A 25,725-nucleotide genomic window follows, 5' to 3' on the forward strand; every position below is an offset into this window, starting at 1 on the left:
ATGTTAAAAACTTGAAGACAAGCTCTATTTGCTTTAATCTTTAGTAGAGGATCATTTTAATGTAGTTTCTGATCATAAAAGGACGGGGATATTATAATGGTATCGATTAGTGAAATGGATACATATGCTAAGTTATGGATGAAAGAAGCGGGTACGAGGCTAAGGGCGTCCTTTAAAACCAAGTTGAATATTGAAATGAAAACGAATCCCAATGATTTAGTTACAAATATGGATAAAGCGATAGAAAAATTTTTTTGTGAAAAGATTAGCGAAGTCTTTCCTGAACACCGGATTTTTGGGGAAGAGGGAATGGGTAATGATATTAAAGACCTAAAAGGAACTGTATGGATTATTGATCCGATTGATGGAACTTTGAATTTCATTCATCAACAGCGGAATTTTGCAATTTCTCTTGGGGTTTATGAGGATGGCATCGGAAAAATTGGTATGGTTTATGATGTGGTTACCGATGAATTATATCATGCGATTAAGGGGCAGGGAGCATTCATGAATGATCAAAGGCTTCCATCCCTTGAAGAGGCATCAGTAAGCAAAGCCATCGTTTCCATTAATGCAAGCTGGGTAACGGAAAACCGTAGGATTGATCCGAGCCTTCTTGCACCACTTGTTCGGGATGCAAGAGGGACCCGTTCCTATGGCTCGGCAGCATTGGAGCTTGCATTCGTGGCAGCTGGAAGGATCGATGCATACATAACCATGAGACTCATGCCCTGGGACTTTGCCGGGGGAGTTATACTGGTTGAGGAAGTGGGCGGGGAAGTTAGTAATATTAAGGGTGACAAATTGGATTTTTTAGAAGGTGACTCACTTTTCGTCTCTAAACCAAGGCTGCATAAAGAAGTATTCGATAAATACTTATCAGGTACTTCCAGCAATTAGTGCCATGGCCAAAGTTAATGGTAAGCCGAAAAGGTTATGGTTTTTCCAGGTTCCGGCAAGTATGGGGTTAAAAACTGAATTTCAAATAATTAACAAAAAAAACTCGCTGTCCGACAGCGAGTTTTAATATTATAACTTTCCTGCTTCGCGTAATTTCTTCTTTTGAGTGAAACCGAACCCCATAACTCCGCAAAGTATAACGATTGCAGCTAATATTCCAAGCAAGCTTTTTTCAGCAATGAAGATGCCAATGGAGCCAATGCTGGATGCTGCCAATACCGCTAATATTAAGAAATTCCATTTAATATTCATTAATATCACCCCTAATATATCTATTGTACATAATTTCTGTATTTGTTTCTAGTATGTTTGTGATATAATATGTAAGTTAATACTAGTGATACGTTAAACACAAACTTTTTTAGGAGTGAATTTTTTGAAATTAAGAGAAAATATTCGTAATATAGCCATCATTGCCCACGTTGACCATGGTAAAACGACATTAGTGGATCAGTTGCTTAAGCAATCTGGTACTTTCCGTGAAAATGAACATGTGGAAGAACGTGCGATGGATTCTAATGCTATTGAAAAAGAACGCGGAATTACGATTCTTGCGAAAAATACAGCAGTTCAATACCAAGATACAAGAATCAATATTTTGGATACACCTGGTCATGCCGACTTTGGTGGTGAAGTAGAACGGATCATGAAAATGGTTGATGGTGTTTTACTTGTTGTTGATGCATATGAAGGATGTATGCCGCAAACTCGTTTCGTGTTGAAAAAAGCATTGGAACAAAAGATCACGCCAATCGTTGTCGTGAATAAAATTGATAAAGACTCTGCCCGTCCAAACGAAGTTGTAGATGAAGTAATTGACTTATTCATCGAACTTGGAGCTGAAGAAGAACAATTAGAATTCCCTGTTGTCTTTACTTCAGGTATTGCTGGTACAGCAAGCTTGGATTCAGATCCTGCCAAACAAGAAAAAGACATGACCCCATTATTCGAAACAATCGTCGAAACGATCCCTGCACCAATTGATAACACTGATGAACCACTTCAATTCCAAGTGGCTTTACTTGATTACAATGATTATGTAGGACGTATTGGTGTTGGCCGTGTATTCCGTGGGAAAATGCATGTAGGTCAACAAGTTTCATTAATGAAACTTGATGGATCGGTTAAGCAATTCCGTGTAACGAAAATCTTTGGTTATATTGGCTTGAAAAAAGTTGAAATCCAAGAAGCTGTTGCCGGTGATTTAATTGCTGTTTCTGGTATGGAAGATATTAACGTTGGGGAAACAGTTTGTCCTATTGAACATCCTGATGCCCTACCAATTCTACGTATCGATGAGCCAACATTACAAATGACTTTCCTTGTAAACAACAGCCCATTCGCAGGCCGTGAAGGTAAATTTGTAACAGCTCGTAAAATTGAAGAGCGTTTGAAAAGCCAATTGCAAACTGATGTTAGCTTAAGAGTTGAAAATACAGATTCTCCAGATGTCTGGATTGTTTCAGGTCGTGGAGAGCTTCACCTTTCTATCTTAATTGAAAACATGAGACGTGAAGGTTATGAACTGCAAGTTTCTAAACCTGAAGTTATCGTTCGTTTGATTGATGGAGTGCGTTGTGAGCCAGTTGAACGTGTTCAAATCGATGTTCCTGAAGAGCACACTGGTTCTATCATGGAATCCATGGGAGCACGTAAAGGTGAATTGTTGGATATGATTAATAGCGGAAGCGGTCAAGTTCGTTTACTATTCACGATCCCAGCTCGCGGACTTATTGGTTATTCTACTGAGTTCTTAACAATCACACGTGGTTATGGTATCATGAACCACTCATTTGACAGCTACCAACCAATGGCCCAAGGTCAAGTCGGCGGAAGACGTCAAGGTGTACTTGTTTCAATGGAATCTGGAAAAACTACACAATATGGTACGATGCAAGTAGAAGACCGCGGCGTAATTTTCATTGAGCCAGGTACTGATATTTATGAAGGTATGATTGTCGGGGAACATAACCGTGATAGCGATTTGACTGTTAATATCGTAAAAGCGAAACAAATGACAAATATGCGTTCAGCTAATAAAGACCAAACTTCTTCAATGAAGAAACCAAGAATTTTGTCTCTTGAAGAAGCTCTAGAGTATTTGAACGACGATGAGTACTGTGAAGTAACTCCGGAGTCAATCCGTCTTCGTAAAAAAATTCTTGATAAAAACGAACGTGAAAGAGCAGCTAAAAGAAAAAAAGTTGCTGTTGAAGAAAAATAAATAGCAAGAGGAGGAGAAAAGATTGGATATCCAAGAGCGATTATCATTTTTTGCAGCATTGTACAGAGTGGATGAAAATCCTGAAGCAGGAATGTGGTATCTATATTTGACGATCTTTGGATTATGCATCCTTGTCTATCAGTTAGGTTTTGCCAAAAAGTTACCTTTGCTAAAAAATGTGATCATTTATGCGGTAATGGCACTTGGATGTACCCTTCTTTCTTTCTTTGCGGTGTTTCTTCCTATGGGGGAAGCATTAGTCATCGCTTCACTTGTTCTTGGGATTTATAGAATCCGTCTTCATAATTCGAGAAAAGAAGAACAGGCTTAAGACGATGAAATCATTACAGGATGCTTTATACAATTGGTTGACGATCAAAGTTGTCTGTGATGCAAGGCCTGATGATACAGCTGCCCGCGATACAGAAATGTTTTTCATGCAGATGTTGAAAGCCGATCATCAGGTAATCATCGATTCAGTTTCAAAAACGGAACCTTTTTATTTCGTCGAGTATCTATTGGGAGACGAAATGAAAAAGCAGCGTTTTCCGATCGAATTGATTGATATCATGCTAGACCAAATTCAGCTTGAGCCAGAAAAGTATAAAAATATCGAGTGATGATAAAAAGAACCGTGCGATTTCCCGCACGGTTCTTTTTATATTGCTTTAGGGAGGAATAGTCCATAAAAAAGATGTAAGAGTGACCACAAAAAGAAGGCTGTCAAATCAGAAGGAAGGACAACTTCTGTTATGGACAGCGCCGATAATGGAAAGTAAAGCATGATGGCAGGAATAATCGTGAGAAAAGCAAGTGTGTATTTGTTCCATTCCCTAAAAAACTTCAAGGGATGAAGGATATAAACGTAACTAAACGTAATTGCCAGTGAGAATAGAAGATGGAAAAAGTACAATGATGCCTCACTCCAGGGAACAGCTCCAATTACAGGAAGGAAATCCACATTCAATAACAGTTGATAGACTTGTTTACCAGAAAACATTTCAACCAACTTCATTGCCAATCCAAGCATGATTCCATTTATGAGACCAATCAGGGAAACTTTATAAAATGTTTTACCATTCATCTTCATTTTTGATTGTCCGGTAAAGACGGAAGTTTCCAGTTGCAATCCGTTCGTTCGTACGCTTTTCTATGCGTTGATTGCATGCATTGCACATATAGGTATGTATAGGACGGTTACGAAGTTTCTTTGCTTCTGGGCTATCGTCAGGTATAGATTCGATTTGATCGCATATTACACATTTAACCTTCATATAATTTGAACCCCACTTCAATTTGAATATGCTTTTAAGTATACCAATAATTTTATGGTAAAACGAGGATAAAGTGAAACTACATTTGATCGTAGACAAAAACCCGAAGATTCACTTCGGGTTGGGAAAATTCATTCTTTATAGTGATTAGATTGATCATCTTGCTCTTTATCAAGTTTTTTCCTTTCCGAATTATCAAGTTTATTTTTTTCCTTATCGATGGCCTTTGAAGGCGTTGGGGTTAAAATATCACCAGGAACCTCAGGAATGACTCGACTTGTGATATCAGCCAATTCATTTAGTATCCCTGTTACCGGTTTACCGTCTTTAATATCCTTGGCTACCTCCCTGATCCGTTCATTTAAATCCGGGTCCGCAACGATGATGGCATTTGCACCGTTAGGATCGTGTTTTAAAGTTTCTCCAACTGAATACTTAATCGTTCCTACCTGTGAACGCTCAATATCTTGGTCAATATCTATTCCGACAATGGCATATTTGCCAAGTACGACTGCCGTGGCATCGTTCACCTCCGGAATGGATTTAGCCAAACCTGTGAGTCTCTGTGCTGTTTCCTGACCTGTAGTTCTGTCTGTTTCCTGGATGGTCGAGTTATTGACTTTTGTTATATTATTTTTAGCATTATTTTCAGACGCTCCATTTTTATTATTCATTGAGCAACCTGTCATCAGCAGAACAGCAGCGAGTGACAATATGATTTTTTGCAATGTACAACCTCCTTAATGTTTATCATTAGTTACAGCCTGTCCACACCGGCTAAGTCTGATGCATATAAGTATAAAATGAAGCGAAGCAGGATGTAATCCATGTTGAGTAAAGCATTCTTTGCTGGAAGTTTTCTTTATAGTCTGTAAATGTTCTTCTATCTTTATGCAAAGGAACATATATTTTATCAACAGTCTCGTCCGCTACATAACTGCTTAGTGTAGTAAATGGTAAGGCATATCCTAAAGAGCAGGCAGGAGGCGTCATATTGGGGAAAAAAATCTATGTTTTAGATACGAATGTCCTGTTGCAGGATCCATATTCGATTTATTCATTCGGAGATAATGAAGTTGTCATTCCAGCAGTCGTACTAGAAGAATTGGATTCGAAGAAAAGGTATATGGATGAAATCGGAAGGAATGCCAGGCAAGTATCGAAATTGATCGACAGCTTCCGTGAAAAAGGGAAGCTTCATCAAAGCATTCCGCTTCATAATGGGGGCAGCCTAAGAATTGAACTCAATCACCGTTCATTTCATAAGCTTCAGGAAATTTTCGTGGAGAAAACGAACGATAACAGAATATTGGCTGTCGCAAAAAATTTATCTTTGGAAGAAGAGACAAAGGAAAATGGGAAAACGGTCATTTTGGTTAGCAAAGATACTCTCGTCAGGGTAAAAGCCGATGCAATCGGACTCGAGGCAGAAGACTTTTTAAATGATCGTGTCGTAGAAATGGATCATATATACGGTGGCCATAAAGAAGTATTTGTATCAATTGATAATCTGAATAAGTTTTATGAGAAAAGTTTTTTGGCACTTGAAGAGCTTACAAAGGATTCCTATTATCCAAATCAATTCCTTTTGATGAAGGACACGCTGGGCAGCTCAGCTTCTGCGATTGGGATTGTGGATGAGAACTGCAGGTTGGTTAAGAAATTGATGTATGAAGGGGAACATATTTGGGGAATTAAACCGAGAAACGTCCAGCAGACGATGGCCCTCGATTTGCTGCTTCGTTCGGATATTCAACTTGTGACGCTTATTGGTAAGGCAGGGACAGGTAAGACTTTATTGGCATTGGCAACAGGATTAATGCAAACTGAAGATTTGTCACAATATAAGAAACTTCTGGTCGCCAGGCCAATTGTGCCGGTTGGTAAGGATATTGGTTATCTGCCAGGGGAAAAAGAAGAAAAGTTAAGACCGTGGATGCAGCCTATTTTTGATAATCTTCAATTTTTGTTCAATACGAAAAAACCAGGGGAATTGGATGCCATTTTAGCTGGCATGAGTTCGATTGAAGTGGAAGCCCTGACATATATCAGGGGAAGGAGCATCCCAGATCAGTTCATCATCATCGATGAAGCCCAGAATTTAACAAAACATGAGGTTAAGACCATATTGACGAGAGTCGGGGAGCGGAGCAAAATTGTATTAATGGGAGATCCTGAGCAAATAGATCATCCTTATTTAGATGAATATAATAATGGGTTGACCTATGTGGTTGAAAAATTCAAGACCGAGCGTATTGCAGGCCATGTTAAATTGATAAAAGGGGAAAGATCGGGATTGGCCCAACTCGCTGCAACACTTTTATAATACAATCGGCAAGGGAGTCCCCCTTGCCGATTGCCTTAAAGTTTTGTGATCATTATGGGCTAAGTCTTATTTAACAGTGAAAGACCGTACATTTTTTATCGGATCATTGATGTTGGAAGCATCTCCGAAATAAATTTCCAAAGGACCACCCTCGGATACTTTAAGCGGCTTTCCATCCTTTGAAAAGCCAAGGAAAAATTCAAGTGCAACTTCCAACGGGAATGTAAGTTCCTTATCATCGGTCGTAACGATGACTTCAGTTACCCCATTTTCAAGTTCCGCATTTTTTAAAAAAGGTTCAAACGGGATGCCGAAGGTCCCTTCCAGCAATCTTTGCTTCTCGAATTTTCGTTCCGTTTTTAATGTGGGTGGCATTGTTGCGCCTTCCTGTATTTCTTTTTGCCAGTGTTTGGAGGCGGCAATCGTATATTCTTCTAATTCATTGACTTGGACTTTTTCAGCGTGGAAATATGTATCAATTTCAACTTTACGATCATCAAAAATCCACACTCCAGGATCTAGCGTAATTGGATATTTCACTTTTCCATTAATAAATACGATGGGTTCCAAATATCTCATTCCTTTCTGTTGCTCTTTAATAATTATAATCAATTATAATTGAAATGTCACATCTGCACGATGGTGAACAATTTCTATATCTGGCTATTTTCAGCTGAGGGGTGTGTGGGCTATCTCGATGGTAAATTGTTTGTCAATGTCCTTGCTTTTTCATAAAACTAAAGGTAGAATTTAAAGATAAGATTTAATCGCTCTGAGCGGGGGGATTTAACATGGCATCTGATATGCTTGTCAATCATCGAGAAAAAGCTTATGCTTTATTAAAAGCAGATGCTGACAAGATTCTAAAACTGATAAAAGTTCAAATGGAAAATCTCACTATGCCTCAATGTCCTTTATATGAAGAGGTACTTGATACACAAATGTTCGGCCTATCACGAGAAATTGATTTTGCCGTACGCTTAGGCTTGGTAGAGGAAACCGAGGGCAAATCTCTTTTGGAAACCCTTGAACAGGAATTGTCAGTTTTGCATGAAGCATCATTAAAAAAATAATAAATAAAACATACTAACTCAAACAAATCTCGATGATTGTTTGAGTTTTTTATTTATGTACATCTATTAGTCGAAAGTGTTATACTATATTAAATAATGTCATACTAATTAAATGTGCATATGCTTAATAGGCTTTTTTTTATTTTTTTGTTTTTTGAATTTTCAATTTAGTGTTAAATCCCATCGACTCTTTCAATCTAGCATTTAAACCTTGTGGTGGCATTGTTGAATTAACAATCGATCCGTTAGGTGGAAGAACAGCGAATTCCTTGTGTTTACCTACGAATGTTCGTAATTTTTCATTTTTTTATTGTATTCAGTTTATTTTAGTATTATGGTTATATTAATTGTATTTTAAATCCAACTGATTACCTTTTGATAATATATTATAATAACTAAATTTTCTTTTGCTAATTTGGTAAGGTTCCTATTTTGTATTTATGGATGAAAAAACGAAAATATTAATATATATCGAAATAATTACATCAGCAACAAAAAGAGCCTTATCAGATCGGTCTCCCTTTTGGGGAAATAAACTTATGAATAAAAAGTGGTGAATCTATCACGCTTTTTTTCTATATATTCAATAAAAATACATATTGATTAGGGTGGTAGCAATGGGGAAACGTATAGAAAAAGTACTTGCGGCAAATCGTGGAGAAATAGCGATACGAATTTTTCGGGCATGTACGGAATTAGACATTCATACAGTTGCAATCTATTCGAAGGAAGATTATGGTTCTTATCACCGATATAAAGCGGATGAGGCATATTTGGTTGGGGAAGGCAAAAAGCCGATTGATGCATACCTGGATATTGAAGGCATAATCGCGATTGCCAAAATGAGCGGAGTTGATGCGATTCATCCCGGTTATGGTTTCCTTTCAGAAAATATTGACTTTGCAAAACGTTGTGAGGAAGAAGGAATCATCTTCATCGGACCAGAATCAAGACACCTAGATATGTTTGGTGACAAAGTGAAAGCTAGAACACAAGCTGAACTAGCTGATATTCCGGTCATCCCTGGTAGCGAGGGACCGGTGACCAATGTTGAAGAAGTAAAGGAATTTGGAAAACAATACGGTTTTCCAATTATTATAAAAGCATCATTGGGCGGCGGCGGACGTGGAATGCGGATTGTCGAAAAAATCGAAGAAGTTGAAGAGGCATATGATCGCGCAAAATCAGAAGCTAAAGCAGCCTTTGGTAACGATGAAGTCTATGTAGAGAGATTCATACAGAATCCAAAGCATATCGAAGTTCAGATTTTGGCTGATACTCATGGGAATATCGTCCATCTATATGAACGTGACTGTTCCGTTCAAAGAAGGCATCAAAAAGTTGTGGAAGTGGCACCTTCCGTATCCCTTTCCGAGGATTTAAGGGAAAGGATTTGTGAGGCAGCGGTCAAGTTGGCGAAGAATATTGATTATGTAAATGCCGGTACGGTCGAGTTCCTTGTGGCAAATGGCGAATTTTACTTTATTGAAGTCAATCCACGGGTGCAGGTTGAACATACCATTACTGAAATGATTACGGGCATTGATATCGTTCAATCTCAAATCATGGTAGCCGAAGGGCATGAGCTCCATGGCAAAAAGATCGGGATCCCCGAACAAGCAGGGATTAAAACGCATGGATACGCAATTCAATCACGGGTGACCACTGAGGACCCGTTGAATAATTTCATGCCTGATACCGGGAAAATGATGGTATATCGTTCAGGTGGAGGATTTGGTGTCCGTCTGGACGCTGGGAATGGATTCCAAGGTGCAGTCATCACACCATATTATGATTCCCTTCTCGTTAAACTTTCTACTCATGCACTTTCATTTGAGCAGGCAGCTTCTAAAATGGTTCGTAACCTTAAGGAATTCAGGATTCGTGGAATTAAAACAAATATCCCCTTCCTTGAAAATGTTGTTAAACATGAAAAATTCATAAATGGGGAATACGATACATCATTCATCGATTCAACACCGGAATTATTTAGCTTCCCAATCAGAAAAGACCGTGGGACCAAAATGCTTTCATATATCGGAAATGTAACTGTGAATGGTTTCCCAGGCGTCGAGAAAAAGAAAAAACCTGTTTTCGATCCAGCTCCAATTCCGAATGTTGGTGGCCTGCCGCTTATCTCGGGTACAAAAAATATACTTGAACAGCAAGGTGCAGAGGGACTGGTCAATTGGATTAAAGAACAGAAAGAGGTATTGATCACAGATACGACTTTCCGTGATGCACATCAATCTTTACTGGCGACGAGAATTAGATCGAAGGATATCCTTGATATCGCTGAGCCTACAGCAAAACTCCTTCCTGATTTATTTTCAATGGAAATGTGGGGCGGGGCTACTTTCGATGTAGCTTATCGATTCTTGAAAGAAGATCCATGGGACAGGCTGTTAAGTTTCAGGAAAAAAGCACCGAATGTCCTTTTACAAATGCTTTTAAGGGCTTCAAATGCAGTTGGTTATAAAAATTACCCTGATAATGTCATTCGTGAATTCGTCGAGAAATCAGCGGATGCTGGCATTGATGTTTTCCGGATTTTCGATAGTTTAAACTGGGTTAAAGGGATGGAAGTGGCTATTGATGCAGTCCGTCAATCCGGCAAAATTGCGGAAGCGGCCATTTGTTATACCGGGGATTTGAATGATCCATCACGCAGTAAATATAATATCGGATACTATAAAAATATGGCGGTGGAATTAGAAAATGCCGGTGCCCATATTTTAGCGATCAAGGATATGGCTGGCCTCTTGAAACCGGATGCTGCTTACCGACTTGTATCGGAACTGAAAGAAACTACCTCCCTTCCGATCCATTTGCATACTCATGATACAAGCGGAAATGGAATTTTCATGTATTCAAAAGCGATTGAAGCTGGTGTGGATATCGTTGATACGGCGATTGGGTCTTTAGCTGGCCTTACTTCGCAGCCAAGTGTACAAACGCTTCATTATGCTCTGGAGGGGTCGAGCAGACAGCCTAAATTGGAAGTCGATTCACTAGAGCGGTTAGGCGAATACTGGGGAGAGGTAAGAAAATTCTACCATGACTTCGAAAGTGGCATGAATGCACCTCATACCGAAGTGTACAAACACGAGATGCCTGGCGGTCAATATAGTAATCTGCAGCAGCAAGCTAAAGCTGTGGGGCTGGGAGATAGCTGGAATGAAGTGAAAGAAATGTACCAGCGCGTCAATGCAATGTTCGGAGATATCGTAAAAGTAACGCCTTCATCAAAAGTTGTAGGAGACATGGCCTTATTCATGGTGCAAAATAACCTTTCTGAAGAAGATGTTCTGACAAAAGGCAAATCCATCGATTTCCCTGATTCAGTCATAGAGTTATTCGAAGGCTATCTGGGTCAGCCTGTTGGTGGATTCCCTGTAGAGCTTCAGGAGGTTATCCTGAAAGGGAAAAAACCTATAACAGTAAGACCGGGTGAATTATTGGAGGAAGTGGACTTTACTTCCCTTAAAGAAGAATTATTCAAGGAATTGGGACGGGCTGTCACTGATTTCGATGCGCTTGCATACGCCCTATATCCAAAAGTGTTCTTGGACTACAATAAAACAATTGAGCTGTTTGGAGATGTTTCCAACCTTGATACCGCGACTTTCTTATATGGTATGAGGCTAGGTGAAGAAATCGAAGTCGAAATTGAAAAGGGTAAAACGCTCATCGTTAAATTAGTTTCAATCGGTCAACCATTGGCTGATGGAACACGGGTCGTGTATTTTGAGTTGAATGGTCAATCACGTGAAGTGATCATCAAGGATGAAAACATTAAATCTTCCGTTATATCAAAAATGAAAGCTGACCCTAAAAATAAAGAACAAATCGGTGCGACAATGCCAGGTACGGTTATTCGTGTAGTAGTAGAGAAAGGCGATCAGGTCAAACAGGGTGATCACCTGATCATTACGGAAGCGATGAAAATGGAAACTACCGTACAAGCGCCATTCTCTGGGACCATTAAAGACATCTATGTAAAAGATGGAGAAGCGATCAGTACTAGTGATTTATTGATTGAAATAACTAAGTAATACCGTGACTGTGAGCTTGTAAATGATTTCGGGTGTAAATGGTATGCTTGAGGTTTCAAGCTGCTCTGTACCCTCTTTTAGGCAATGTACGGTCACTCGAGTCTCTCTTTAAGGTAAAACAAAAACCACCATAATGGTGGTTTTTGTTTTACCTTATTATCTTATTGATTGAACAATCAGACATTAACGGGCGGGTATCGTTGGCGTTATATCGTGTTCACCCTGCCTTTTGACCGTGTGGGTGGGGCTCCCTTTTTGCTTGGCCAGGGCATTTTTTTTGCTTCTTGAAGTCAGTAGCATCAAATAGCTCATTACACCAAAAAAGCAGGCAATGAATAAAGCGTGTGCCAATGCGATATATAAGTTCTGCCTTGAGAAAATTATAAAGGCCCCAGCGGTAACCTGTAAAAAAACGAGAATGAATGCAGCAATCCAACCGCCATACAACACTTTTTGATCCCTGTAATATTTTTTTGCAATATAAGCCACATAGGAAACCCAAATGAAAATAGCGCCAGCAATTGCACGGTGCCCCATCTGAATCCACTCATAAAGGTTGGAGGGGAGCGCGAGGCTGTCATTTACACATAAAGGCCAATCCTTACAGATTAGACTGGATTCCGTATGCCTTACGAGAGCACCCGTATATACGACTACCAGACAAAAAATCAATACGCCAATAATATGGAATTTCATTCGTTTATCAACTATAAGTTTTTCGGCTTCGAACTTCTTGTCGACTTCAAAAATCAATAGTGTCAGTAAAAAGACGGCAGCAAAGGAAATGAGTGATATGCCAAAATGAAGGGCAAGGACGAAATCGGATTGAGACCAAAGGACGGCAGCAGCTCCAATCAACCCTTGTAATAACAGAAAACCAAAAGAAAGGACGGATAAGAAACGTGCTTCACGGATATGGCCGATTTTTCGCCAGGACAAATACGATAAAATTAAAACCAAGAACCCCCCGGCACCTGATACGAGTCGATGTGAAAGCTCAATGACCAATTCTAACGTGATTTTGTCTGGGATCAATTGGCCATTGCATAATGGCCAGGACCTGCCGCATCCCATGCCGGAATCCGTCTTCGTGACTAAAGCTCCACCCAGTAAGATGAAAAGCATTACAATCGTAGTTAAAACAGCAAACCATTTAAGAGACGATTTCACTAGTAGTCCCACCTTTTTCTCTGTAGCCAAAATAGGTTGTTCAATAAAATTAATAATAGCATAAGACTTTTCATAATATTTGTCGAACTTCCTCGATATTACACAATTTAGAATGATTTTACAAGTTCAGTTAATATAATTGCTATTAATTAAAATGCCGGAAATAGTTGAAAGTTACAAAAGACTTTGATAGAAATAAAGGGAGTGTATACCTTCAAGTAGGACCAAAATAGGGACAGAGCCTAGGGGATGATGATAACAGCATACTATTCATGTTCTTGATGAACATCTAACAAGTGAATTGAAAGTATTGAGACACAAATTGGTCAAAAAATAACCGAAAAATTTTCACAAAACCTTCCAAAAATGTGTTTTAATATATTGAAGAAATGATTTTACTAAATTTTACTGTTTTTAAGCATGATATTAAGAATGAAAGCTCTCGATGGATTCCATTTACAACGGCCATTGGTAAATAATTTACTTTTTGTGTACGCTTCTTTGGTTACAAATATCAAAAAGTATGAAATAATGTTCTATAGCATATGTAAGTAGGCATTTTTTGCATTTGCGTCTGTGCTGAATGATTTAAAGGAGGAAAACAAATGTCAGAAACAAGGGGTTTGTCAGATGCTGTCATGAAGGACAGTAAAGCCGCCCTTCAATCGGATATACCGGAAACAACAGCTTGGAAGGATTTTCTCGCACTTATAAAAGTGGGGATTGTCAATTCAAATATAATTACAGCTTTTACCGGCGTATGGTTAGCCCTTCATTTTTCGGGGCTTAGCTTCTTAAGTAATCTTGATGTAGTGTTTTATACACTTGCAGGTTCGGCGCTCATAATGGCAGGTTCCTGCAGTTTCAATAATTATTATGACCGTGATATCGATCATTTAATGGAAAGAACGAAAAACCGGCCAACGGTAACTGGTAAAGTACAGCCTTCAAAGGTATTGGCGTTAAGCTTTGGCTTAATTGCTGCAGGACTGGTATTGCTTGCTTTGACTAATATGACAACTGCTATACTTGGTGCATTCGGCGTCTTCGCCTATGTTGTCTTATATACCATGGTTTTTAAACGGAGATTTGTCTCGAATACGATAATAGGCAGTATATCAGGAGCGGTACCTCCACTTATCGGGTGGGCAGCCGTCGACCCGAGCCTTGATACGATCGCTTGGGTCCTGTTCGCGATCATGTTCTTGTGGCAGCCTCCTCATTTTTATGCACTTGCAATGAGGCGTGTCGAAGAATATCGTGCAGCGGGGGTACCAATGCTTCCGGTTGTAAAAGGGTTCAAGGCCGCAAAAAGATCAATCATGTTATGGATCATCTGTTTAATGTTCGTTCCTTTCTTTTTAACTCCATTAGGAACTCCACTGGTTATTCTTGCTGCATTATTGAGCACAGGTTGGCTTATTTTGGGGATTAAGGGGTATAGGAAGAAAGATGATGTTAAATGGGCTACATCCATGTTTGTTTATTCTTTAAATTATATGACCATTTTATTTGTAGCTATGGTTATCGTCACACTCATCTAGTTTTTGTTAAATAAAAGTTGCTGCGCGGCCTGTTTTTTACAGGCTGCAGCTTACTTATATATAATGCATTGACCGCCATTCATACATATTAACGGAGAACTTCAACAGGATCATTCATAAGGGTGGTTACATGAATCATCATAATAATTCCTTAAATTAGGGATTCTTTCTTTTTAGAAATTGACATAGAGAGAATATTCGCAATTGCGCCCATTTTTATTTTTGTGAGAAAATTTTGACGAAAGAGGGGTTTCTGAAGCTATGAAAAAAAGGCTGCACAAATGGCGCCTAATTGCTTTGCTGGGAATTGTAGGACTTGTCCTTTCGGGCTGTGGCGAACCATTTCTATCCGCACTGAAGCCAGCAGGCAATGTTGCGCAATCTCAGTATGACTTACTGATATTGAGTACACTAATCATGGTTCTGGTAATTATTGTTGTGATTATTTTGTTCGTTGTAGTTTTACTGCGCTTCCGTCGGAAGAAAGGCGACGAAACAATACCGAAACAAATTGAAGGAAGTCATAAACTTGAAATTATCTGGACTGTTATTCCTATCCTTCTTTTAATTGTTCTGGCTGTTCCAACCGTCGTCACTACATTCGACCTAGCTGACACAAAGGCAATGGATAAGAAAGATAAGGATGGAAAAACGAAGGATGCCCTTGTCGTGAATGTTAGGGCAAATCTTTATTGGTGGGAGTTTGAATATCCTGACCTTGGCGTTGTCACAAGTCAGGATCTGGTTGTGCCTACCGATCAAAAAGTGTACTTCAATCTTACTGCTTCTGATGTTAAGCATTCATTCTGGATACCGGCTGCCGGAGGAAAGATGGATACAAATACAGATGGGGTCAATCAGTTTTTCTTAGAATTCGATAGTGAAAAGGCAGAAGATTCGAACAACTTATTTTACGGGAAATGTGCTGAACTTTGCGGTCCTTCCCATGCCTTGATGGATTTTAAGGTCGTACCGAAGTCTAAAAGCGACTTTGTAGCTTGGACTAAAGATATGAAAGCCGCGAAAGAACCTGTCGTGGAAGGTGATCTAGCAAAACAGGGTGAAGATGTCTTTAATCAAAGTTGTATAGGTTGTCATGCGGTGACACCAAATGACAGCAGGCCTGAGGCTGCTCGTCAGGCACCGAATCTGGCTACATTCGGTGAACGTCAAAAAATAGCTGGCGTATTGGATCACACGGAAGAAAATGTGAAAAAATGGATCAAGGATCCTGAGAAGTATAAACCGGGTAACACAATGACCGGTACTTACGGCCAACTTTCAGATTCAGATATTAATGCACTGGCTGCCTATCTTTTAGAGCTTAAGGTGGAAGAAAAATAGAACATTGATTAAGGAGGTTAAATCGTGAGTACGTACGCTAATAAAAAAGGATTTGGCGCTACGATTTGGGATTATCTGACGACGGTAGACCATAAGAAAATCGCCATTTTATATCTTATCTCTGGCGGGTTATTCTTTGTAATCGGCGGTTTGGAAGCGATGTTTATCCGTATCCAGCTTGCAATCCCAAATAATGACTTCGTAAGTGCCGGATTTTATAATGAAATTTTGACCATGCACGGTACGACAATGATATTTCTGGCGGCCATGCCATTAGTATTTGCTGTTATGAATGCGGTTGTACCATTACAGATAGGGGCACGTGATGTTGCGTTCCCGTATTTGAACTCATTAGGTTTTTGGTTATTTTTCTTTGGGGGAATCTTTTTAAATCTTTCATGGTTTTTAGGGGGCGCTCCTGATGCAGGCTGGACATCGTATGCATCACTTTCCCTGCATTCCGAAGGCCATGGCATTGATTTTTATGTCCTCGGACTACAAATATCGGGTTTTGGAACACTAATTGCAGGGATCAATTTCCTTGTAACCATTATTAATATGCGTGCGCCTGGTATGACATATATGCGTATGCCGCTGTTTACATGGTCAACTTTCGTTGTTTCTGCATTGATATTATTCGCTTTTCCTCCGCTTACCGTGGGATTGGTGTTAATGATGTTCGATCGGATGTTTGGCGCGAATTTCTTTGATGTAGCAGCAGGGGGAAATACGATTATTTGGGAGCATTTATTCTGGATATTCGGTCACCCGGAAGTATATATTCTGATTCTTCCAGCGTTCGGTATTTTTTCAGAAATTTTTGCAACATTCTCCAGAAAAAGATTATTTGGTTATTCATCGATGGTTTTTGCAACCGTATTAATCGGTTTCTTAGGTTTCATGGTTTGGGCCCATCATATGTTTACCACTGGTCTAGGTCCTATTGCCAATGCAATCTTTGCCGTAGCGACTATGGCTATCGCTGTACCAACTGGTATTAAGATATTCAACTGGATCTTTACGATGTGGGGAGGAAGCGTTAAGTTCACGGTCCCGATGCTTTATGCAGTTGCCTTTATTCCTACTTTTACAATGGGTGGCGTGACAGGTATCATGCTTGCATCAGCACCTGCTGATTATCAATACCATGATAGTTATTTCGTTGTTGCCCATTTCCACTATGTAATCGTCGGTGGGGTTGTATTAGGTTTACTGGCTGGAATCAATTTCTATTGGCCGAAGATGTTTGGAACTATGTTAAGCGAAAAATTGGGGAAAATCACATTTTGGACGTTTTTGATTGGTTTCCATTTAACATTCTTCATCCAACATTTCTTAGGTCTGATGGGGATGCCTCGTCGCGTATTTACATTCTTGGACAATCAAGGTCTCAATACAGGTAATATGATTAGTACTGTTGGAGCCTTTTTGATGGCATTTGGTGTCTTGGTTATGGTCATCAATATCATCATTACATCTGTGAAGAATGAAAAAGTCGGAAATGATCCATGGGGAGATGGCCGTACGCTTGAATGGGCCATTCCATCACCACCGCCTTTTTATAATTTTAAACAATTGCCGCTAGTCCGCGGATTAGATCCTTATTGGGTTGAAAAAATGGAAGGTAAAAAGGAAATGACTCCTGCAGAACCACTTGGGGATATCCATATGCCAAATTCATCCATTCTTCCTCTAACGACTGCTTCCGGTTTATTTATAGCAGCATTCGGTGCTTTATACCATATGGATGATAAGTCGTGGACACTGTCTATTATCATTGTTGGACTTTTGGTGACATTTGGTTCAATGTTTATCCGTTCCGTTAAAGACGATCATGGATACCATATTCATAAAGAAGAGCTTATGGACGATAAAGACAAGGGAGGTAAGGCATAATGCAAGCAGATGAAAGATTCACGGATGCTACTTGGCCTGCTTCTCCCGAGAAAGCGACTTTAGAAGGTAAAAATAAGTATTTGGGATTCTGGTTGTTTCTTGGTGGAGAGACGGTATTATTCGCCTCACTATTTGCAACTTACCTTGCATTGAAGGATAAAGTTCCAAATGGTGACGCAGCCCTAGCAAAAGACTTATTCGAGCTACCGCTTACTTTTGTTGCAACCATGCTATTATTGACCAGTTCATTGACTAGTGTGTATGCGATGTATCATATGAAAAATAACCACTTTAAACAAATGCAGGCATGGCTTGTTATTACGGTTGCCCTTGGTTTTGGTTTCTTAGCCCTCGAGATTTATGAATTTAATCACTATGTTCATGAATTCCATCATACATTTACGAGTAGTGCCTTCGGCTCTGCGTTTTATACTTTAGTTGGTTTTCACGGAGGACACGTTGCTTTCGGTTTGCTTTGGATCATAACTCTAATGGTACGTAATGCAGGAAGGGGTTTGAATTTATATAACGCTCCTAAATTTTTTGTTGCGAGTCTTTATTGGCATTTCATTGACGTAGTCTGGGTGTTTATCTTTACAGTCGTATACTTAATGGGAATGGTGGGATAACTGATGGCGAATGATCAATCAAATTCAGCGAACCCGAATGTCGATTTAAAATATCGCCGTAAGAAAAATGCTGAAGAGATGAAACATCAAGTGATAACATTTATACTAATGATTTTCTTTACATTACTTGCTTTTGCTGCAGTAGGAATCGAAGGGTTTTCACATTGGTTCATTAAACCAGTCATTTTGCTACTGGCAGTCATACAAGTGGTTTTCCAATTGTATTATTTTATGCACATGAAGCACAAAGGGCATGGTACCATTGCATTGTTTTTATTTTCTGGCCTTGCAGTCGGCTTAATAACTGTCCTTGTTTTCACAACGATCGTTTGGTTATAAACCATAAGAAAATCGGCTATTGAATGATAGCCGGTTTTCTTTATGTGTTGATTCACTAGAAAAAAATCCAAGTTTATCTATATTTGTTATCATGTATCATTTTAGTTATAATGAAGGTAAGAAAATTGTTTTGAACGAGGTGATTTTTTTGTCCATTGATATTTTCGGATTTCGCGCTTTGTGGAGTCCTTATTATTTTGCCGCCCTCGTACTTATAACCCTTGGCTATTTTTTGTTTGTGACAAAAAAAGGGAAGGCGTTTTCAGGCAGTTCACAGCTTTCCGTTAAACAGACAACTTATTTTTTAACAGCCATGTTCCTGCTTTATGTGGTAAAGGGTTCGCCACTGGATTTATTGAGTCACATTATGTTCAGTGCCCACATGTTTCAAATGGCATTGCTCTATCTTGTGATTCCGCCTTTATTTATCATTGCGATTCCGGATTGGCTATTGAGAACTTTCATAAATTCAAGGGGAGTGAAGGCGTTATTTCAATTTTTCACGAGACCGCTTGTCGCCCTTTTACTATTTAATGTCCTTTTCTCGTTGTACCATATCCCGTTAGTGTTCGACTTTATCAAAACGGGGATGTGGATACATGCCGGATATACGGTGCTATTATTTACTACTGCAGTTTTGATGTGGTTCCCACTTGTCAATCAATTGCCAGAACACGAAAGTCTAACAGGTGTAAAAAAAGTAGCTTATATTTTCGGCAGTGGCATTTTAATGACCCCAGCCTGCGCTTTAATCATTTTTGCTAATGATCCGATGTATGATACGTTTACCAATGCGGAATCTTGGGCAAGTGCCATGGAACTTTGCGTTCCCGCTTCAGCACTGTCGGGTTTGACACTCAGCGGTCCAGAAATGTTCAATGGACTGCCATTGCTTGAGGATCAACAGCTTGGTGGGGTTCTTATGAAGGTGATCCAAGAAATCGTATTAGGCTATGTATTAGGTGTCATTTTCTTTGCTTGGTTCAAAAAGGAAAATGGCGGACAAAATGAAATCGATCCGATACCTTCGGAATTTCAGCATGTGGAATAGTTGTACCATAAAAGACTTGTCTTGGGGGGGAGGCAAGTTTTTTATATGTTGTCATTGCCTGCTAGGTTTTACCGGTGACATTGTAAATGGTTATCGCTAAGCAAATAGCCAGTGTTTTGTCTTGGATATCACCATAAAAGTGAGCATTCTGTTAAAAATACTTGATTTTATTGAAATTTATGATTACCTTTTATAAAATGGTAGTTGATTAATAAATAAAGAGAGGACTACAATTCATATGTCTTTACCAATCCTTCCAACGATAAGTACAGCCTTCATTGTATTAAGTGCCATCACTGTTGCAATAGGCTGGTATCAAATTAAACAACGCAAAATCGAGACTCATAAAAAAACCATGATGGTAGCTGCGGTTTTTGCGGTAATCTTTTTCACTATATATCTTACTCGTACGGTCTTTATTGGCAGTACGTCATTTGGTGGACCGGATGACATTAAAATTTATTATACGATTTTTTTAATCTTCCATATAACACTTGCTACAACTGGAGCTGTTTTGGGGATCATCATGCTTACCACTGGGTTTAAAGGTAAATTCGCCATTCATAAAAAAATCGGACCTACGACAAGCGTCATTTGGTTTTTCACTGGGATTACTGGAGTAGCCGTTTACATCCTGCTTTATGTCATCTATCATGGCGGCGAAACAACATCTTTAATAAAGGCGATCCTAGGATTTTAAAATGATGAAGAAGCCTGATGCAAAAAAAGCATCAGGCTTTTGTAATGGAAAAAAAGAGAGCATCACTCATGATCCGCTCCCTTGTACCGCACTTTTTACTAACGGCTTTTACAGGCCGGTGAATTGTGTAAGTTCTTCTTTGATCTGAGCGAGGATTTTTTCACTTTGTTTAACTAATGATGCAGGGAAGTCCTCCCCTTCGCCATATTCAACTCCGTGTGGATAATAATGTTTTCCTAATAGAGGAACCATCAGTTTGATGACGGCTCTGTGAGCGCCTACATCGCCCTCTGTAGCATAGCCAAGTATTCGCAGGTAAAACGTTCCTTCTTTTAATTCGAACTTACGATCGTAACTGACTCTTTCGTAATCCCATTGTTCGGCACGTATTAAACCATATTGCGGCATTAGGTCATCTAATCGGTTTAAGTCGGCTGTGATGTTTTCGATTCCAAAGCTTTCAAATTTCACGAATAGTACCTCCTATGTTTCTATTGGGAATTAAAATGACATACCGGGAAAATATTATGTACATGAATATATTAAAAATCTCCAAGTATGTTTATAATATACCATTTTATCCTATATTTTATAATAGTACGAAATGGTGGAAGTTGCAATGAACTCAACCACGGTATTTTAATGATTCACAAAAGTTCCACTTTAAAATAAATTTAATGAAGGGGCAGTCTATCGTAAATTAGAAAATTATGATTGAACAGTGATATAATCAGGACAGAATGTTTTTTGCATTGGATACATAAATTAGATAGAGAGAGGGAGTGTTCCTCTGCGCAGATTAGGAAAGGTTTTGGTGTTAATCGTTATTTTTTTCGTAATAGGTATTTATCTCAATATCGGCGATGAAAATGAAGGTAACCCTCTTATTGATGGTAACAAAGGCGTTAACCCCAATGGACATATAAATGAAAAAAGTACTTCTTCCGAAAAAGAAGGGGTGACTAAAGTGACAGAAGGTCTGGGAGTAACAATTGGAAAAAAGGCAAAAGAAATAGAAAAGGAATATGGTAAGCCGGATCGAATTGATATGTCCGCCTATGGATATGAATGGTGGGTTTATAAAAAGGACTATAACAATTATTTTCAACTGGCCGTAGAGAATGGAAAAGTGGTATCTGCTTATGGAATCGGTGATAAGGTTAATGTCGCTCCTTTTAAAATTGGAGAATCGATTGATGCCATCTATTCCAGCTTATATGTGGAACCTACTGTTGATATTGAAGTTGGCGACAGTTCCTATCGTTTTGAATTGTCGGAGGAAGATATGAACATGAGGCCATTGATTGATCTAGGGAACATTTATGTTCAGCTTTATTTGGATAAATTCACAGGGACTGTTTCAAGCGTCCGATTTTTGAATGATTCCGCCCTATTAAAACAAAAGCCGTATGAATTGACCTATCATGGTAAACTTGTGACCGTCAAGGAACTTTCTAAAGAAGACTTGGCGAAAGTGGAAGTTGGCAATGAGCAGCAAATTTTCGATATTACAAATATAATGCGCAGCAGGTTTAAACTTAATCCTTTAGAATGGGATGGTCCAACTGCTGAGGTTGCCTACCTTCATAGCCGGGAAATGACGGACGCTCCTGAAGGAACCCATGTTTCTGAAACAAAAGGGGATTTGGAAAAACGTCTCGATGCAGGTCATGTTAAATACAAGGCAGCAGGTGAAAATATTGCGGCCAATTATGTGGACGCGGCTGCAGTCATGGAGGGCTGGCTAAATAGTAAAGGGCATCGGGATGCGATGCTGAACGAGGAATTTACAGGTCTGGGTGTTGGGGTTTATAAAAGGTATTACACCCAGAATTTTATAAAAAAATAAAAAAACGGATCCGTTTGGGGTCCGTTTTCTTGTTCTAGAAAATTTCCTGTCTATACAGCATAAAGTTCCCCGTCATCATGGTTGACCTTCCCCACGATGATGATCGTTTTACTACCTCTATTATTAATTTACTCGTACACTTTAATCGATCACCATTGGAGGGTTTCACATATCGAACTTGGAAATCCGTAATAACGGTACCCTTGTGGACATGTTGAGTTTGCAAGGCACCCATCCCCGAATCTATCAAGGTAGCAATCATGCCCCATATGTAATTTTCAATACATTATGTACAAGAGGGGTTTTTAGGCATGATCATTGTAAGTGTCTTCCCCTGTTTGCAATTTTTAATTGCAGTAGGTTAGAAATACAAGAATATTTACTTTGGGGCTCTTTTGGCTTTTAGATCTGAGTCAATTCCAGATAAAACCGATAACTCCGTTTCATCTACAGACTGAACCGGGTTCTGGAAATCCTTGTTTAATTCACTTGTATCCGGTATGAAAATACATCCTTTTTTACTATATGAAATCCAATTGCATTTGAAGCGGAATTTGATGCACATTTTATTTGCTTATAGCATATGGTGCAATAGGCGATGTCTAAGTGTGAGGTGAGAGTAATGGCAAAAAGAAAGCGCCCCTCCGTCGATCGATTTCGGGAGTTTGTCAAGGAGCATCCTTTTTTAGTGAATGAAGTGAGAAACAAGCAAGCAACATGGCAGGAACTTTTTGAAGAATGGTATTTACTCGGAGAAGATCATCCACGCTGGCAGGCTGATGTAAGCGTGGATAAGTCCGAAGTGAATTCAGAAGCCCCATCACCGCCGGTAGAAAAAGGAGACCAAAGTACTGAGTTGATCGGTTCGTTAATGAGTGCAGTTAAAAATATGGATATGGGCCAGATTCAACAATATATTACAAATGCCAATCAGGCCATTGGTGCAATCCAAGGAGTGCTATCTGCTTTCCAAGGGAATAAATCAGAAGATACCAGTCCCCCTAAAAAAGAAAGAGAGCAGAGAGCTAACCCTTTTTTATTCACTAAAGATTAAGGAGGGTTTTTCATGCGTCAGAATATATATGAATTCATTCAAACGAATGATGATATGCGAAATTACTTGAGGATTCAACCTGCCTGGTACAAAAGGTTAATGCGTAATCCTCATGAAGTGGATGTATTTGAAACTGAAGCGAAATATTTTTTTGAGAAGTCTATTCCACATCGGGTTTCTAAATTTTCGGAAAGCGTCCAGGTTGCCTCCATGATGCTTCATATGTTTCAAGCGATGAATGCTCCAGGTGAATGAAGAAAAAAAGAGTAAATTACTCCTTTTGGCGAACAATAAAGGCAAAAGGGGGACGATGTTATGAGAAAGTTGATTGTGATTCTAACAGTGTTGATGGCAGCATCGGGATGTGGAAAGAAAATACCGGAACCTGAAAATTCAGGAGTAGCCCTACAAGGTGAACCTTCCCTTAAAGCTGCCACCACTGTATCGAGCGTCCGAAACTCAGATGAGGACTTTCGGGTAAAAACTTTTGTGAAAGGCAACTCCGTCTATGTGGAGTGCTACTTGAAAAACTATGTGTTTTCTGAAACGAATTCTGAACAATTGGCAACTGTATCTGTATTTATTGATAATCAAAAGAAAGTCGATATGAGAACGGCTGCATTTATCTTAAAGGATGTCCCGAATGGCATGCATAAAATTAAGCTGGAGATTTTGAATGATTCAGGTGAAAAAACAGGGCTTCAAAAAGAGTTTGAAGTACATATCACTTCCTCGATTTAATCAAACCATTAGCATGTGAAAGAGAGAAATGGTAAAATGGTGATGGAGGTGAGCTTGTTAATGCTTGCTACTATGGAAATCATCGACATTTTACAACAGGCTGAAGGATTAGCTGAAATGATCCTTCATTCTGAAATAGGGGAAGAATATCTCCTTAGTTTATATAAATTACAGAGCGACAAAGAGGCACAGCGGAAAATTTCCAAGTTTACTTCACTAAAGGATCTATTTGAAGATGTTCAAAGGTTCGGTAAATATCATCCGGATTATAAGCGTATCAATTTAGAGACAAGGGAAGCTAAACGAGACATGGATATGCATCCTGCCGTTGCCGAGTTTAAGCGGGCGGAGACCGAATTGCAATCCGTTCTTGATGAAATAAGCGGAAGAATAGGACGAGCGGTTTCAGAACAGGTCAAAACCCCTGCGGGGAATCCATTTTTTGTATCATCAGGTGGATGTTCGACGGGAAGTTGCGGAACCGGCGGAAGTTGTGGATGCTCTGCTTAATGAAATAGCCAGATCATAACCATCATTTGCCCGGCTTTTGTGGTTTATGGAAAGAACCTGCAGCCATCGAAATTCGATATTATTTCGGAGTTCGGTGGCTGTTTCATATACGGCACCTTCTACTGAAAGTGTTAGGAATGAAACGATGCATGTATAAAAAACTCCTTCATTGAACCTTACACCAGTTTTTCGCCTTTTTTTATATTATGGATACGTTACAAGTGCGATTGAAGACTAAAAGGGGTTAACTGCGGTATAGGATACAGTCCGGACAAAGATTGCCGCAGCAAAACATCTTTTGCTGCGGCACATAAAAACGATGACGGAATACATATAAAGGTTCTTCCTGCCGTACGAAAATGGTTTCACAATGGAGCTGCTTGCCACGCATTGAAAGGCCTGCGGCTTTTTTTATTATGATAGAAAGCTTACTTTTATCATTTTGTGCCGAATGAAAATCGATATATAAAAATGGTATACCTGTGAATTTTTTTATCGAAACTTTGGTGATTTCATCATTATCTAATAGATGATCCAAAAATTGTTGCCAAATTTGGTCTAAATCCATCGTTTTTTCGGCTCCCTTCACAGTATGTATATTCATAATAGTAAGAGAATTTCGTTTATAATCTTTTTTCTTGGTTGAAAGTAAAGATTCTGCTATGCTACACTTAGTTAAAACCTTTATAAAAGGGAGTTATTGATATGCTTGGAGCGAGACAGGGAATCATCGTCTATTTACATACATTAAAACAAGCCAAAATGCTTAGGAAATTTGGGAATATCCATTATGTTTCAAAAAAGTTGAAATACGTAGTCCTTTATACGAATATGGATGAAGTGGAACCACTGGTGGAAAAGCTGAATAATTATTCGTTCGTAAAAAAAGTGGACCTTTCTTACAAGCCTTTTTTGAAGGTGGAATTCGAAAACTCCAAACCGGATAAAGCGAAAGAATATGATTATAAAATGGGAATTTAAAAAAA

General features: G+C 39.1%; 28 protein-coding genes. 20 read left to right on the forward strand and 8 right to left on the reverse strand.

Features of this window, described 5'->3' with window-relative positions; all coding sequences use genetic code 11:
• The first annotated feature begins 96 nt into the window (after positions 1 to 96).
• Complete coding sequence (locus tag SB775_RS00415) at positions 97 to 900, forward strand: inositol monophosphatase family protein (RefSeq protein ID WP_410860224.1); 804 nt, start codon at positions 97 to 99, stop codon at positions 898 to 900.
• Positions 901 to 1,029: 129 nt separating this feature from the next.
• Here SB775_RS00415 and SB775_RS00420 read toward each other — a convergent pair whose 3' ends face one another.
• The gene (locus SB775_RS00420; protein ID WP_061462283.1) at positions 1,030 to 1,212 is read right to left on the reverse strand and encodes a YlaF family protein; all 183 of its coding nucleotides are present in this window, start codon (positions 1,210 to 1,212) and stop codon (positions 1,030 to 1,032) included.
• 124 nt (positions 1,213 to 1,336) lie between these two features.
• Between SB775_RS00420 and typA the strand changes: the two genes are divergently transcribed.
• From typA to SB775_RS00435, 3 genes are read left to right on the forward strand one after another with little or no spacing between them, the layout of a single operon-like run.
• Complete coding sequence (gene typA / locus SB775_RS00425; RefSeq protein WP_061462284.1) at positions 1,337 to 3,184, forward strand: translational GTPase TypA; 1,848 nt, start codon at positions 1,337 to 1,339, stop codon at positions 3,182 to 3,184.
• A gap of 22 nt (positions 3,185 to 3,206) precedes the next feature.
• Positions 3,207 to 3,515, forward strand: coding sequence for a YlaH-like family protein (locus SB775_RS00430; protein WP_053345193.1), 309 nt, complete (start codon positions 3,207 to 3,209; stop codon positions 3,513 to 3,515).
• A 4-nt stretch (positions 3,516 to 3,519) separates the two neighbouring features.
• Positions 3,520 to 3,804, forward strand: a complete 285-nt coding sequence (locus SB775_RS00435) for a hypothetical protein (protein ID WP_125162533.1) — start codon at positions 3,520 to 3,522, stop codon at positions 3,802 to 3,804.
• Between the two features lie 38 nt (positions 3,805 to 3,842).
• Here SB775_RS00435 and SB775_RS00440 read toward each other — a convergent pair whose 3' ends face one another.
• The 3 genes from SB775_RS00440 to SB775_RS00450 form a co-directional block, all read right to left on the reverse strand.
• Entirely contained in the window at positions 3,843 to 4,274 is a 432-nt protein-coding gene (locus SB775_RS00440; protein WP_410860225.1) for a hypothetical protein, read from the reverse strand.
• The gene (locus tag SB775_RS00445) at positions 4,258 to 4,458 is read right to left on the reverse strand and encodes a YlaI family protein (protein ID WP_061462287.1); all 201 of its coding nucleotides are present in this window, start codon (positions 4,456 to 4,458) and stop codon (positions 4,258 to 4,260) included. Before SB775_RS00445 ends, SB775_RS00440 begins: the two co-directional genes overlap by 17 nt.
• Positions 4,459 to 4,589: 131 nt before the next feature.
• On the reverse strand, positions 4,590 to 5,186 hold the full coding sequence (locus SB775_RS00450) for a YhcN/YlaJ family sporulation lipoprotein (protein WP_081108748.1): 597 nt from the start codon (positions 5,184 to 5,186) through the stop codon (positions 4,590 to 4,592).
• A gap of 266 nt (positions 5,187 to 5,452) precedes the next feature.
• On the opposite strand from SB775_RS00450, the gene SB775_RS00455 reads away from it, so the two are divergent.
• On the forward strand, positions 5,453 to 6,784 hold the full coding sequence (locus tag SB775_RS00455) for a PhoH family protein (protein ID WP_061462288.1): 1,332 nt from the start codon (positions 5,453 to 5,455) through the stop codon (positions 6,782 to 6,784).
• Between the two features lie 66 nt (positions 6,785 to 6,850).
• Here the strand turns inward: SB775_RS00455 and SB775_RS00460 are convergent, their stop codons facing one another.
• Positions 6,851 to 7,354: a hypothetical protein gene (locus tag SB775_RS00460; RefSeq protein WP_089362389.1), complete on the reverse strand. Its 504-nt coding sequence runs from the start codon at positions 7,352 to 7,354 to the stop codon at positions 6,851 to 6,853.
• A 221-nt stretch (positions 7,355 to 7,575) separates the two neighbouring features.
• Between SB775_RS00460 and SB775_RS00465 the strand changes: the two genes are divergently transcribed.
• Together SB775_RS00465 and pyc are read left to right on the forward strand one after the other, a co-directional pair.
• Positions 7,576 to 7,857, forward strand: coding sequence for an Fpa/YlaN family protein (locus tag SB775_RS00465; protein WP_034313996.1), 282 nt, complete (start codon positions 7,576 to 7,578; stop codon positions 7,855 to 7,857).
• Positions 7,858 to 8,474: 617 nt separating this feature from the next.
• A complete protein-coding gene (pyc, locus tag SB775_RS00470; protein WP_410860227.1) occupies positions 8,475 to 11,912 on the forward strand; it encodes a pyruvate carboxylase in 3,438 nt (1,145 codons plus the stop codon).
• Between the two features lie 183 nt (positions 11,913 to 12,095).
• On the opposite strand, the gene SB775_RS00475 is transcribed toward pyc, so the two are convergent.
• Positions 12,096 to 13,082, reverse strand: coding sequence for a COX15/CtaA family protein (locus SB775_RS00475; protein WP_089362391.1), 987 nt, complete (start codon positions 13,080 to 13,082; stop codon positions 12,096 to 12,098).
• A 605-nt stretch (positions 13,083 to 13,687) separates the two neighbouring features.
• On the opposite strand from SB775_RS00475, the gene cyoE reads away from it, so the two are divergent.
• The 7 genes from cyoE (at position 13,688) to SB775_RS00510 (ending at position 20,585) form a co-directional block, all read left to right on the forward strand.
• Positions 13,688 to 14,626, forward strand: a complete 939-nt coding sequence (cyoE, locus tag SB775_RS00480) for a heme o synthase (protein WP_061462292.1) — start codon at positions 13,688 to 13,690, stop codon at positions 14,624 to 14,626.
• Between the two features lie 261 nt (positions 14,627 to 14,887).
• Positions 14,888 to 15,970, forward strand: a complete 1,083-nt coding sequence (gene coxB / locus SB775_RS00485; RefSeq protein WP_061462293.1) for a cytochrome c oxidase subunit II — start codon at positions 14,888 to 14,890, stop codon at positions 15,968 to 15,970.
• Positions 15,971 to 15,994: 24 nt separating this feature from the next.
• Positions 15,995 to 17,866 carry a cytochrome c oxidase subunit I gene (ctaD, locus tag SB775_RS00490; RefSeq protein ID WP_410860229.1) on the forward strand — a complete coding sequence of 624 codons (1,872 nt, stop codon included), beginning with the start codon at positions 15,995 to 15,997 and terminating at the stop codon, positions 17,864 to 17,866.
• Positions 17,866 to 18,495, forward strand: a complete 630-nt coding sequence (locus tag SB775_RS00495) for a cytochrome (ubi)quinol oxidase subunit III (protein ID WP_410860230.1) — start codon at positions 17,866 to 17,868, stop codon at positions 18,493 to 18,495. Before ctaD ends, SB775_RS00495 begins: the two co-directional genes overlap by 1 nt.
• 3 nt (positions 18,496 to 18,498) lie before the next feature.
• Complete coding sequence (gene ctaF, locus SB775_RS00500) at positions 18,499 to 18,834, forward strand: cytochrome c oxidase subunit IVB (RefSeq protein WP_089362394.1); 336 nt, start codon at positions 18,499 to 18,501, stop codon at positions 18,832 to 18,834.
• A 148-nt stretch (positions 18,835 to 18,982) separates the two neighbouring features.
• A complete protein-coding gene (gene ctaG / locus SB775_RS00505; RefSeq protein ID WP_410860233.1) occupies positions 18,983 to 19,885 on the forward strand; it encodes a cytochrome c oxidase assembly factor CtaG in 903 nt (300 codons plus the stop codon).
• A 238-nt stretch (positions 19,886 to 20,123) separates the two neighbouring features.
• Positions 20,124 to 20,585 (forward strand): DUF420 domain-containing protein, encoded by a 462-nt coding sequence (locus tag SB775_RS00510; protein ID WP_410860234.1) that lies wholly within the window; start codon positions 20,124 to 20,126, stop codon positions 20,583 to 20,585.
• A 108-nt stretch (positions 20,586 to 20,693) separates the two neighbouring features.
• On the opposite strand, the gene SB775_RS00515 is transcribed toward SB775_RS00510, so the two are convergent.
• Positions 20,694 to 21,056, reverse strand: coding sequence for a YugN family protein (locus SB775_RS00515; RefSeq protein ID WP_061462299.1), 363 nt, complete (start codon positions 21,054 to 21,056; stop codon positions 20,694 to 20,696).
• 343 nt (positions 21,057 to 21,399) lie between these two features.
• On the opposite strand from SB775_RS00515, the gene SB775_RS00520 reads away from it, so the two are divergent.
• The 5 genes from SB775_RS00520 to SB775_RS00540 all read left to right on the forward strand — a co-directional run bounded on the left by SB775_RS00520 (position 21,400) and on the right by SB775_RS00540 (position 24,739).
• Positions 21,400 to 22,434 (forward strand): CAP domain-containing protein, encoded by a 1,035-nt coding sequence (locus tag SB775_RS00520; protein WP_410860235.1) that lies wholly within the window; start codon positions 21,400 to 21,402, stop codon positions 22,432 to 22,434.
• A 622-nt stretch (positions 22,435 to 23,056) separates the two neighbouring features.
• Positions 23,057 to 23,488, forward strand: a complete 432-nt coding sequence (locus tag SB775_RS00525) for a YlbD family protein (protein ID WP_176431877.1) — start codon at positions 23,057 to 23,059, stop codon at positions 23,486 to 23,488.
• Positions 23,489 to 23,500: 12 nt separating this feature from the next.
• On the forward strand, positions 23,501 to 23,743 hold the full coding sequence (locus SB775_RS00530; protein WP_061462301.1) for a YlbE-like family protein: 243 nt from the start codon (positions 23,501 to 23,503) through the stop codon (positions 23,741 to 23,743).
• 60 nt (positions 23,744 to 23,803) lie between these two features.
• Entirely contained in the window at positions 23,804 to 24,229 is a 426-nt protein-coding gene (locus SB775_RS00535; RefSeq protein ID WP_410860236.1) for a hypothetical protein, read from the forward strand.
• A gap of 60 nt (positions 24,230 to 24,289) precedes the next feature.
• On the forward strand, positions 24,290 to 24,739 hold the full coding sequence (locus SB775_RS00540) for a YlbF/YmcA family competence regulator (protein ID WP_061462303.1): 450 nt from the start codon (positions 24,290 to 24,292) through the stop codon (positions 24,737 to 24,739).
• 244 nt (positions 24,740 to 24,983) lie between these two features.
• Here SB775_RS00540 and SB775_RS00545 read toward each other — a convergent pair whose 3' ends face one another.
• On the reverse strand, positions 24,984 to 25,307 hold the full coding sequence (locus tag SB775_RS00545; RefSeq protein WP_410860237.1) for a hypothetical protein: 324 nt from the start codon (positions 25,305 to 25,307) through the stop codon (positions 24,984 to 24,986).
• Positions 25,308 to 25,444: 137 nt separating this feature from the next.
• On the opposite strand from SB775_RS00545, the gene SB775_RS00550 reads away from it, so the two are divergent.
• Positions 25,445 to 25,720, forward strand: coding sequence for a YlbG family protein (locus SB775_RS00550; protein WP_048684554.1), 276 nt, complete (start codon positions 25,445 to 25,447; stop codon positions 25,718 to 25,720).
• Positions 25,721 to 25,725: the final 5 nt, after the last annotated feature.

Source organism: Peribacillus sp. SIMBA_075, assembly GCF_046534585.1.

What these genes read in the sequence shown, in the direction of transcription:
- SB775_RS00415 (WP_410860224.1), top strand. Translation starts at nt 97, where the DNA reads ATGGTATCGATTAGTGAAATGGATACATATGCTAAGTTATGGATGAAA.
- SB775_RS00535 (WP_410860236.1), top strand. Translation starts at nt 23,804, where the DNA reads ATGAGAAAGTTGATTGTGATTCTAACAGTGTTGATGGCAGCATCGGGA.
- SB775_RS00435 (WP_125162533.1), top strand. Translation starts at nt 3,520, where the DNA reads ATGAAATCATTACAGGATGCTTTATACAATTGGTTGACGATCAAAGTT.
- ctaF (WP_089362394.1), top strand. Translation starts at nt 18,499, where the DNA reads ATGGCGAATGATCAATCAAATTCAGCGAACCCGAATGTCGATTTAAAA.
- SB775_RS00540 (WP_061462303.1), top strand. Translation starts at nt 24,290, where the DNA reads ATGCTTGCTACTATGGAAATCATCGACATTTTACAACAGGCTGAAGGA.
- SB775_RS00525 (WP_176431877.1), top strand. Translation starts at nt 23,057, where the DNA reads ATGGCAAAAAGAAAGCGCCCCTCCGTCGATCGATTTCGGGAGTTTGTC.
- coxB (WP_061462293.1), top strand. Translation starts at nt 14,888, where the DNA reads ATGAAAAAAAGGCTGCACAAATGGCGCCTAATTGCTTTGCTGGGAATT.
- SB775_RS00550 (WP_048684554.1), top strand. Translation starts at nt 25,445, where the DNA reads ATGCTTGGAGCGAGACAGGGAATCATCGTCTATTTACATACATTAAAA.
- SB775_RS00445 (WP_061462287.1), bottom strand. Translation starts at nt 4,458, where the DNA reads ATGAAGGTTAAATGTGTAATATGCGATCAAATCGAATCTATACCTGAC.
- SB775_RS00495 (WP_410860230.1), top strand. Translation starts at nt 17,866, where the DNA reads ATGCAAGCAGATGAAAGATTCACGGATGCTACTTGGCCTGCTTCTCCC.
- SB775_RS00545 (WP_410860237.1), bottom strand. Translation starts at nt 25,307, where the DNA reads ATGGATTTAGACCAAATTTGGCAACAATTTTTGGATCATCTATTAGAT.
- cyoE (WP_061462292.1), top strand. Translation starts at nt 13,688, where the DNA reads ATGTCAGAAACAAGGGGTTTGTCAGATGCTGTCATGAAGGACAGTAAA.
- SB775_RS00530 (WP_061462301.1), top strand. Translation starts at nt 23,501, where the DNA reads ATGCGTCAGAATATATATGAATTCATTCAAACGAATGATGATATGCGA.
- SB775_RS00420 (WP_061462283.1), bottom strand. Translation starts at nt 1,212, where the DNA reads ATGAATATTAAATGGAATTTCTTAATATTAGCGGTATTGGCAGCATCC.
- pyc (WP_410860227.1), top strand. Translation starts at nt 8,475, where the DNA reads ATGGGGAAACGTATAGAAAAAGTACTTGCGGCAAATCGTGGAGAAATA.
- SB775_RS00510 (WP_410860234.1), top strand. Translation starts at nt 20,124, where the DNA reads ATGTCTTTACCAATCCTTCCAACGATAAGTACAGCCTTCATTGTATTA.
- SB775_RS00440 (WP_410860225.1), bottom strand. Translation starts at nt 4,274, where the DNA reads ATGAAGATGAATGGTAAAACATTTTATAAAGTTTCCCTGATTGGTCTC.
- SB775_RS00465 (WP_034313996.1), top strand. Translation starts at nt 7,576, where the DNA reads ATGGCATCTGATATGCTTGTCAATCATCGAGAAAAAGCTTATGCTTTA.